We start from the raw sequence: 9,896 nt of genomic DNA, 5'->3' as shown, positions 1-9,896 counted from the left end.
CAGTTTTCAAGGTTCATGTTTCTTTATTTCGTTGTCATCTCTTGGCGACTTATACATAATAACATCGATTATTCATGAAAGTCAACACTAAATCATAAGTTTTTTTAAAAGAGATTCATTTTTTATTTTAATTTTAGAAACGAGGTTATCATTATGGTCCGTAAAACGTTGATTTCACTGCTTTTAATTGTAATGCTTTTTGCCTTTTTAAAGCCTATAAATTCAACGATGATTTCTGTATTTAATATTGCGAATGCACCAGTAGTGGTCACAAAAGGACATTATGGCACATCTCTTATTGTAGAGATCTCTTTCTCTGATGACTCTCTATTAGAATGGCTCCAAACGGTGAAAGAGCCTTATCCACTTCTACTTTTAGATGCTGATTGGATAAAACGGTCACCCGAGCATTTAAAAATTATCCAACAACGAAAATTGCCTACAGGATTACTTGGGCCGGATGATTCAGTAGAAGAACCCATTGACATTGCGCTCATCCAAAAGGATATTGATACTTACGAAAAATATTTAAAAGAAAAACCTTTATGGTTTGCTACCCGAAATCATCAATATTCACAGGATTTACAGAAAGCCTTATTCCAACAACAAATGAATTTACTATCTCCTTCGCTTATTTGGCAAGGTGAGAAAACTCCGAAATTACAAAAAGGTGATTTTGTCTTTTTCCCGCTCCATCAAAATAATCAAATATCCTTTAAAGAGCTTAACACTCTCATACAACAGCATAAGTTTATGTCGATTGAAGAAAATATATTTGGTTATAAGGTTCAAACTAAAAAAGCGCCATAAAAAAATTGCCTCCAATACAGCGAGGCAATTTTTTCCTTATGCGTTTTTAGCCTGTTCACGACGAGCTTGGCGTCGTGCTTCTAATTTTTGACGATCTTCATCAGATTTTGCATTATATTTAGGTAATACTAATAATTGATACGCATTAACAGCCAATAATGGGAATAATAAAAGCGCAACATACTCATTAATATTTTCATCGCGACCCATCAAGGCAATTGTCCATTCCAACGTTGTAATGACAATCATAAAGAATAGTGCCGAAATCATTACATGTTTTTTCCCTGTTAATTTTACTTTTTGAACAGCTGTTGCTATTGCCCCAAAAATGAGGACAATTAATAGTCCTACATAGAACAACCAGCTTTGCCCATCCTTTACACCAGGAATAAAGCGGAAGAAAATTATATCGAAAATCGTTATGGCAATTAATAATAGCTGTACCCAATTCCATAATGTCAGTGTTCTAAAAATATTAACACCTACCTGATGAAGTGTTAAATAAGCAAAAAAGCCAGCTTGCGCTATAACACTCATTGTAAACCCTAAGAAAACCATCCATAAAAGTCCAGCGAAAAACTCACCCCATTGACCGTTTGCTATGTATGGTTGGAAGAATTCCCACCGAATAAATAAACTAAAAACTCCGTTGACTGCACCACCAACGAGCATTGCAAAGAAGAAAAACTTTGCCCAATTTCGTATCGTCACAACTAAAAGTCCCCCAATTTCTCAATATATCTGTCCTTATTTTATCAATGCCTTGTTAAAAAAGCTATTTCTCATCCTAACCAATACATAAAGTCCTGAGAAATGTGAACAATAATTGAAAGAGTCTATCTAGAGAAAGGACTGATTGTCGATGCGAAAATTCACCTTATTACTGATTCTAATGCTTTTTCTTTCTGCCTGTTCACAAGATAAAACCTCTACCATGTCCTATGATGAAATAAAAAAAATCATGATTGACTCTTTACAAACAGAGGATGGTAAAAAGGCATTGCGACAGCTTTTAGAAGAGCCGAGTTTCCGTGAGCTCTTGATTTTAGAGCATGATGAAGTGAAAAAAGCTACCGAGGAAACTTTACTTTCCAAGGAAGCAGAAGACTTTTGGAAAAAAACCTTTGAAGATCCAAAGTTTAAAGAAACTGTTGCGAAAAGTATGCAAAAACAGCAACAGGATATTATGAAGAACTTAATAAAAGATCCGACTTTCCAAAAGGATATGGAGGCATTTTTCGGGCAACCCGATATGCAAAAGCAGTTGGAGACTATCCTTAAATCATCCAATATGCGCAAGCAAATGGAGGAAGTTGTAAAGGAAACGATCGAAAGCCCTTTAATGCAATCTAAATGGCAGGAACTTATTAAGAAAAGTGGCGAAACAGGTTCATCAGGAAGTGGCGATAAGAAAGAAGCGAGTGGCGATAGTGGTGGCGGATCGGATAAGGGACAAAAAAGTACCGAGTAACCTTGGTAATGTAAAAACGGATTTCCCCATAAAACTGGTGGAAATCCGTTTTTTATTATTTATTTAATTTATCGATGATTTTCGTCGCGATGTCTAAATAAATTTGTCCTGTTGTATGTTTTTCAGCGTATACAGAAGGAGCAAAATCTTCATCTGTCCAATCTGGTTGCCCAAGCGGGATTTGTCCAAGCAACTCTGTACGTAGTTCGTCAGCTAGCTTTGGTCCTCCTCCTTGCCCAAAGACAAATTCTCGGTCACCTGCTTTAGATTCAAACCAAGCCATGTTTTCGATAACTCCTAAAATTTCATGGTCTGTTTGAAGCGCCATTGCCCCTGCACGAGCTGCAACAAATGCTGCTGTTGGGTGTGGAGTTGTTACAACAATTTCTTTTGATGATGGCAACATTTGATGGATATCTAATGCAACGTCACCTGTGCCAGGAGGTAAATCTAATAATAGATAATCTAATTCACCCCACTCAACATCACGGAAGAATTGATCTAATACTTTACCAAGCATTGGTCCGCGCCATACGATCGGTGCGTTATTTTCTACAAAGAAGCCCATTGAAATCATTTTTACCCCAAAGCGATCTACTGGGAAAATACGATTATCGACTACCTTAGGCATATCCGTTACACCCATCATATCAGGTACACTAAATCCATAAATATCTGCATCAATTAAGCCGACTTTCTTTCCTAGACGAGCTAAAGCAACAGCTAAGTTTACTGATACTGTCGATTTACCAACTCCACCTTTACCAGAAGCAATTGAAATTACTTGGACTGTGCTTAATGGAGATAAAATATCTTGTGCTTCCGACTCTGTTGCTGTGCCACGGAAGCTTTGCAATTTTTCTGTTGATAGTTCTTCAAAACGAATACCAACAGTGTTTACACCTGCTTCTTTCAACACCTCAACAACTTTCATTTGTAGTTGTAATTGTTCCGGTGTATTCAGTTTAGCAATGGCAATTTTTACACTGACATGATTTTTTTCTTCTTTTATTGCTACGTTCGTAATACCATCTGTTTCTGCAAGCGATTTATGTAAAAATGGATCTTGTAGTTGTCCCAGTATTTCTCGTACTTGTTGTTCAGTAATCACGACGAACACTCCCCTTATATTGTCTCAATATTAGTATATCATAATGATTTGATTTACGTTGTAGATGTTGCTCTACTCAATTTTGGCTAATAAATAGTCTTCTATACCTTCAACTATGGCATCTGCCATTTTTTCTTGATAGTTTTTGTCCACTAATAATGCTCGTTCCTCATCATTACTAATAAAACCAGTCTCCACTAAAGCTGCAGGTACTTCCGCTTTCTTCAATAAATAGATTTGCTTAATAGACAATGCTTCACGATCTGTATTTTTTAAATTAGTGCGAATGGATTGTTGAATACTCTTGGCAAGAATCTCTCCATCAGCATGTCCTTCCTTATGGTAAAATACCTGTGCGCCACGCCATTTTGTTTCAGGAATGGCATTTGCATGAATAGTTATAAATACATCTGGCTTTTCCTTTTCCACGATATCCTTTCTAAGGAAGATATCTTGCTTTTTCCGTTCTCTCATTGTTCCATATTTTTCTGATGGCGCATGCTCATCGATTACATCACCATTTTTTGTTCTTGTCATTATAACCGTTGCGCCTTTTTTCTTTAATTGCTTCTCTACATGCTGAGCAATTGCAAGTGTAATATCCTTTTCAATCACTTCGCCCTTTGAAGCTCCTCCGTCCTCACCACCATGCCCTGCATCAATGACAATTTTTATGCCACCAAGTGGGTCCGGTAAGAAGAAGTTACGGTCCGAAGCATTTGTTTCATATGCCACGACCACTATACTCATAAGCATAATTACTCCTAGTGCAAGCCAGCGCTTCACCCATATACACCACCCTTTTACATTTAGTGTACGAAATTAGTGGATGAACTATGCCAGAAAGTAAAAAAAACTCCCAAGTCACAAACTTGAGAGTTTTAATTTCTTCTATATTAAGGGAGGAAGAATTTTATTGGTTTGTAAAAGTAGGTTTGAATTCACCTGTATATGGCTCATGCTCTACAAATACAGTTATATCATTGCCATCTTTGTCTTTACCTGTTCGTTTATACGTGAACTTCTTATCGTTGATTTCTGTAATTTCAAGAGCTACACCATACTTATTATCACCGACAGAAACATGCGCTCTTATTTTATTATCATGAATGACATTAAAGTAACCATAGTCTCCACGACTTTCACCTGTTTCAGGATTAAAGAACTCATATTTATTTGTATTTGCATCATACTTTGCAATGCTAATGAAATTTGAATTGAATTCTGTTACATCATTACCCGCTTCATCTAACACAACTGTTCCATGCCATAGTGTATCAGCGAGAATTTTATCTCCGTCAACGTCTGTAACAATTTCACCTGTTGAAGCATCTAACGTTTTATCGGAATCAGTAAATGCCAGTTCTTTTTCTTTATATGGAATATGTTCCACGAATATTTCTACATCATTGCCCGCAGCATCTTTACCCATTCTCTTATAAGTAAAGATACTATCGTTTAGCTCAGTGATCTCGACAACTGCTTGGTAGTTTTTTGATTCGGAAATTAATATTCTTTGTTTCCCATCATTTGTGATAAAGAATGTCCCTTTATCCTCACGGCTTTTACCTGTAGCCGCGTCAAAGAATTCATAATGACCTGTCTGGGCATCATATTTTGCTAAGCCAATGAAGTTTGCGTTCTCCGCCGTTAAATCATTGTGATCTTGATCATAAACCTTTGTACCTTGCCAATTTGTACCACTTAGAACATTAGCCATTTCTTGTCCCTTTGTTAATTGCTCTTTGGCAGTATTTTCTGTTACTGTACTTTCTGTTTTAACTTCCTCACTATTTGTCTTATTGCCTTTTGCAGGCTCCTTATCTTGACACGCTGCCAGTAATGCAATAGCTGCAACAGATACTATTAATATTTTTTTCATACCTACTTACCTCCATCGGTTAGTTTATATTTTGAGTTACATCAAACCCATAATGACAATTTTTAAAAATGAAAGGTTTGTTGTACCTTCTAAAAACTATATTAAAGTGGAATGTTAAACTCCCCCTAAATAATTTCTTAAAAAAACATAAACTTATACGAAAATATTTTTAATATATATTAAATCTGTACACTAATAGTGAGGTTTATGTAAAAAGCTATTTATTTTTTTCTACATATACTTAATTTATGGGTGATCGACATTTCTCACAAACGAGTACTTCAACATTATTAATTATAGGAAAAAGCTAAGCCTAGCATATCTTTTTAATATTACTCGTATAATTCGCAACATGTTACCATATTTTTATAAACGGAAAAGTAGGCTACAGTGATATACCATTAGTCATTTGGCTGTTTTATCCAAAGAAAAGAGGGTGGAAAAATGAATGATCAATTAATACTTTCAGCAGCGAACGGTGATACTGATAAAGTTTTAGCACTTCTACAAAAAGGCATCAATATTAATACAACGGATCAGAATGGAAGAACCCCTGTCTTAGCTGCCACTTATAATAACCAGGTGGATACTGTGAAGGTGCTCATTCAACATGGTGCTGATATTAATATTAGAGATAATAACCTTGAGAACGTACTTTTACATGCAGGGGCATCAGGCTATTTAGAAATCGTTAAACTTGCCATATCTGCAGGGGCAGATACAAAGCTAACTAATCGCTTTGGTGGAATTGCCATCATCCCTGCATCCGAACGTGGACATGTTGAGGTGGTCCGAGAGCTACTTAATCACTCGGACATTCATGTCAATCACATTAATAATTTGCATTGGACAGCTCTATTGGAGGCAGTCATATTAGGCAATGGCGGGGAGAAACATCAAGAAATTGTGCAATTATTGGTGGATCATGGTGCTGATATAACTATTGGAGATCAAGATGGTGTCACACCATTGCAGCATGCAAAAAAACTAGGCTTTTATGAGATTGAGCAAATTTTAAAAGAAGCTGTACCCGAACGAAATAACAGTTAACACTATAGGAGATATTTTCATATACTTTTCTAGATGGCCTCACTTCGGAATTAGCTTACCTGTTGCATCAATTTCACCTGCAATTTCAAAAGAAATAACGTTAAGCAATCTTTGGGTTACTTCACAGATTGCTTTTTATGATGGAATGACAAAAAGACTCTTTCCTCGAAAGTAGAAAGAGTCTTAGGATAGATGTTTCGTCTGCCTCTGACTCCGTAAAGACCAAATCATCTTTAAACGGTACGCCATTTGTAAAGGTTACGAATTCTCTTCTGGTAATAGAATAATAACAGTAGTTCCTTTTCCTTCTTCACTATATATACGAAAACTGGCATTTCTCATAAGCTTAAATTTTTTCAAAGGATTCGTAAATCCAATACGTGAGTTTTCTTCATTTACTAATCGTTGCAACTTTTCTTCTGAGATACCGACCCCATTATCATAAATTTTAATACGTATAAATTGACCTTCTCGTTGCACACTCACCTCAATAGTACCACCTTCTTTTTTCTTCGAAATCCCGTGAAAAACTGCATTTTCAACTATAGGCTGAATTGATAATGCTGGAATCAAAGATTGAATGGACTCATCAATATCATACGCAACTGTAAGACGATCACCAAAGCGCATTTTTTCAATATAGAGATATGCTTTTACAAGATCTATTTCATCTTCTATTGAAACCATGCTGTTACGATAATGGACATTTAGCTTGGCACGGAAATAGGTGGCTAAACTGTATAACGCCTCTCGTGTATTCTCTATATTTGTATAGCTTAAGCCGATAATAGTGTTAAGTGTATTGTAGACAAAATGAGGAGTTACTTGCGCATATAAATAATTCATTTCATCTTCAATCGCATCAATGGAAGATTGTCGAACCGCTAGTAATGATTGAATACGCACTAGTAATTCATCCATCGCAATCGGTTTTTGCAGATAATCATTTGCCCCAACTTGTAAAGATAACACTAAATCCGAATGCTGCATAATTGCTGTTAAAACTATAATCGGTAATTCCAACATATCGTATTGCTTTCGTACTTGTTTGCATAATTCATAGCCTGACATACCATTCATCATTAAATCGACTAACATACAATCTACTTTATGTTTCTTTATATAATCTATCGCATCAAACCCATTATCTACTCCAATAACGGTATAGCCTTTTTGAATTAATGCGTCCACTAGTACTTTTATATTCACATGATCATCATCAACAATGAGTATGGCTTTGTCATTACCTTTATGCAGTAATGGTAAATCTAGCTGTAGTATAGTATTATCTGCTCGATTGCCTATCTGGTGTTGTGTTTCAATATCTAGTTTTTCGAGTGTGGCAAGTGGCACCGTAAATGTAAAAATTGTTCCAACACCTAATGTACTTGTTACATGAATTTCCCCATTTAACTGTTCTACTATATTTTTTGAGATACTTAATCCTAACCCAAGACCCCCACTTTTTTTACCTTTCTTTACTTGATAAAAGGAATTAAAAATTCGATCTAAGTCTTGTGATGGTATACCAATTCCAGTATCGCTTACTTGTATTTCCATATAATCATTACGTACACTAGCTAAGACTGTAATTTGCCCATGTTTTGTATGTTGCAGAGCATTATAGAGTAAATTATAAAGCACTTGTTTCAATCGTAATTCATCTGTATACATATGGGGTAAATTAGAATCTACTGCACTCATTAACCTTATGGATGTATCACTCGACATTAAACTACGAATTTCCTCAATTACTTCATCAATTACGCTTATCGGAACAACACGAGGGATAACACGAACTTCTCCGGTCATATGATTCGAAGAAATCAATAAATCCTCTACTAAATAACCTAAACGTTGCGCGACATTATGTATTAAAATGACATTTTCTTGTTGCTCACGCTTTAAAGGTCCTTGTACACCTTCCATTAATGATTTGGATATATTTAAAATACCATTTAAAGGCGTACGTAATTCATGAGACGTTTTCAATAAAAACTCATCCTTCATTTGATTATGCATCAAAAGCTCTTCCGATAACGCTTGAACTTCCTTAAAAGAAGTATTTGCTCGGAAGCTAAGCAGAGATGCAAAACTATAGAGTGTAAAAATAAACAATAATTGTTCACTATAAACCATAGGTATATCAAAAATGTAATACATTACCATTAAAAAAGTATAACAAGTAAGAGATACTAAAAGAATTAGAATATAACGTGAGCCATCTACACCTTTCATAAGCACACGTAATAGCACAAACACATTATAAAGCCCAACTGGAATAAAAATTACTGCAAAGATTATTTGGGAAAGAACTAGATTTTCTATTGGTATAATCATACTATTTTTTGTCATCGGGTTGTAAATCCCATAGATAAAAAAAAGTAAACCTAACAAAATACTAATAATATAAATCGCTTTTTTCCTCATAAACTCCGGATACAAATAATAGAGAAATAATGCTAAACAAACATCAACAAGTGGTAAAATCCCTAATTGTAAACGTACTTGTTCATTTATAGTTAAATGAGGAAAAATAAGGAAAAATATTTTTTCATTTGTAAACGACATGTACAGTCCGAATAATATAGTGAATAACCCCAAAAACAATTCTTCTTTACGCTTCCGATTTTGACTATACGATATAATATAAATTGCACCGAATACAATATAACCAATACATACAAACGATTCTGCTAAAATTTTCATGCTAAAATCTCTTTGAATAGCTTCCTTTGTTCCAAACTCAATAGGAAAAGTAATACCGGATTTTGGATAATTATAATTCCCCACATGAATTACTATATCAAGCATTAGATTCTCACTTGGTGCAAACACCGTATATTTATCATCATTTTCGAACTTAAAGTCCTTTAAGGTTTCACTCGGATTCCCCTTACTACCTACATCTTTTCCATTTATGAAAACACGGTTAGATTGACGAATTGAACGAATGTATAATCCATATTCCCCTTCAACTGGTACATTTATCTTAACATGATACGTTCCTACAGTAAGCCCTTCCTCATTTGGTTCTACAAAGCTATTCCAAGTAGCTGGTACCTCAATTGGTATTTTCTCGCTCTCGTACGCGTCGAATGAATCGCTTGATGCTATTAAGATATTTGGATAGAAAGACCATTCTCCATCTAGTTTTAAAATAGTCTTTTCTTGTAGTTCTTTTTCTTCAATCGTAACGATCCCATTCTGCGCAATCGGCTGACTACTACTAACAAAATACTCTCCATTGCCAATAAAGTATACGATAATAAATAGCATGATAATGGTCAAAGTAATGCTAATATTTTTTTTCACTATCACCCCTCCCCTACTTGAACACAATTATATATAACATCAAACTATCAGTTAGTTAGAATGAAATCCATTATTCAATATGACTTTCACCTGTATTTCATTAGTCCTCTTAGGCATCCTATCATAGGGCTGTTAAACAAATTCTGAACAAATCATATTGTTTTTGTTATCGACGTAAAAAAAGCTCCTCTCAGGTAAACCTGAGAAGAGCTTGAAATCGTTGATATAACAACGATATTAACGTTTTGAGAACTGAG

7 protein-coding genes and 1 pseudogene are annotated in these 9,896 nt (G+C 35.1%); 3 read left to right on the top strand and 5 right to left on the bottom strand.

Annotated features, from left to right (window positions below):
- Nucleotides 1-153: 153 nt before the first annotated feature.
- Nucleotides 154-810: a hypothetical protein gene (locus tag B3D98_RS14995; protein ID WP_288583938.1), complete on the top strand. Its 657-nt coding sequence runs from the start codon at nucleotides 154-156 to the stop codon at nucleotides 808-810.
- Between the two features lie 36 nt (nucleotides 811-846).
- On the opposite strand, the gene B3D98_RS14990 is transcribed toward B3D98_RS14995, so the two are convergent.
- Nucleotides 847-1,521 (bottom strand): KinB-signaling pathway activation protein, encoded by a 675-nt coding sequence (locus tag B3D98_RS14990; protein WP_054548969.1) that lies wholly within the window; start codon nucleotides 1,519-1,521, stop codon nucleotides 847-849.
- A gap of 151 nt (nucleotides 1,522-1,672) precedes the next feature.
- Here B3D98_RS14990 and gerD point away from each other — a divergent pair, with 151 nt between their 5' ends.
- On the top strand, nucleotides 1,673-2,281 hold the full coding sequence (gene gerD / locus B3D98_RS14985; RefSeq protein ID WP_004233763.1) for a spore germination lipoprotein GerD: 609 nt from the start codon (nucleotides 1,673-1,675) through the stop codon (nucleotides 2,279-2,281).
- 55 nt (nucleotides 2,282-2,336) lie between these two features.
- Here the strand turns inward: gerD and B3D98_RS14980 are convergent, their stop codons facing one another.
- The 3 genes and pseudogenes from B3D98_RS14980 to B3D98_RS14970 form a co-directional block, all read right to left on the bottom strand.
- The gene (locus B3D98_RS14980) at nucleotides 2,337-3,392 is read right to left on the bottom strand and encodes a P-loop NTPase (RefSeq protein WP_115673261.1); all 1,056 of its coding nucleotides are present in this window, start codon (nucleotides 3,390-3,392) and stop codon (nucleotides 2,337-2,339) included.
- A gap of 72 nt (nucleotides 3,393-3,464) precedes the next feature.
- Nucleotides 3,465-4,178 (bottom strand): N-acetylmuramoyl-L-alanine amidase, encoded by a 714-nt coding sequence (locus tag B3D98_RS14975; protein ID WP_004233756.1) that lies wholly within the window; start codon nucleotides 4,176-4,178, stop codon nucleotides 3,465-3,467.
- Between the two features lie 127 nt (nucleotides 4,179-4,305).
- Nucleotides 4,306-5,133 (bottom strand): annotated as a pseudogene (locus B3D98_RS14970) (DUF4822 domain-containing protein); the annotation flags it as partial.
- Between the two features lie 585 nt (nucleotides 5,134-5,718).
- Between B3D98_RS14970 and B3D98_RS14965 the strand changes: the two are divergent.
- Nucleotides 5,719-6,324 (top strand): ankyrin repeat domain-containing protein, encoded by a 606-nt coding sequence (locus B3D98_RS14965; RefSeq protein WP_054548968.1) that lies wholly within the window; start codon nucleotides 5,719-5,721, stop codon nucleotides 6,322-6,324.
- Between the two features lie 258 nt (nucleotides 6,325-6,582).
- Here the strand turns inward: B3D98_RS14965 and B3D98_RS14960 are convergent, their stop codons facing one another.
- Nucleotides 6,583-9,639: an ATP-binding protein gene (locus tag B3D98_RS14960; RefSeq protein ID WP_288583932.1), complete on the bottom strand. Its 3,057-nt coding sequence runs from the start codon at nucleotides 9,637-9,639 to the stop codon at nucleotides 6,583-6,585.
- Nucleotides 9,640-9,896 lie beyond the last annotated feature (257 nt).

This window comes from Lysinibacillus sp. UBA5994, assembly GCF_002429725.1.
Taxonomy (GTDB): domain Bacteria; phylum Bacillota; class Bacilli; order Bacillales_A; family Planococcaceae; genus Lysinibacillus; species Lysinibacillus capsici.
The sequence above is the reverse complement of the archived record's forward strand: the minus strand, read 5'-3'. Positions and strand labels throughout refer to the sequence as shown.

Excerpts from the sequence above, each read along its gene's own strand:
- B3D98_RS14995 (WP_288583938.1), top strand. The coding sequence starts at position 154 with ATGGTCCGTAAAACGTTGATTTCACTGCTTTTAATTGTAATGCTTTTT.
- gerD (WP_004233763.1), top strand. The coding sequence starts at position 1,673 with ATGCGAAAATTCACCTTATTACTGATTCTAATGCTTTTTCTTTCTGCC.
- B3D98_RS14965 (WP_054548968.1), top strand. The coding sequence starts at position 5,719 with ATGAATGATCAATTAATACTTTCAGCAGCGAACGGTGATACTGATAAA.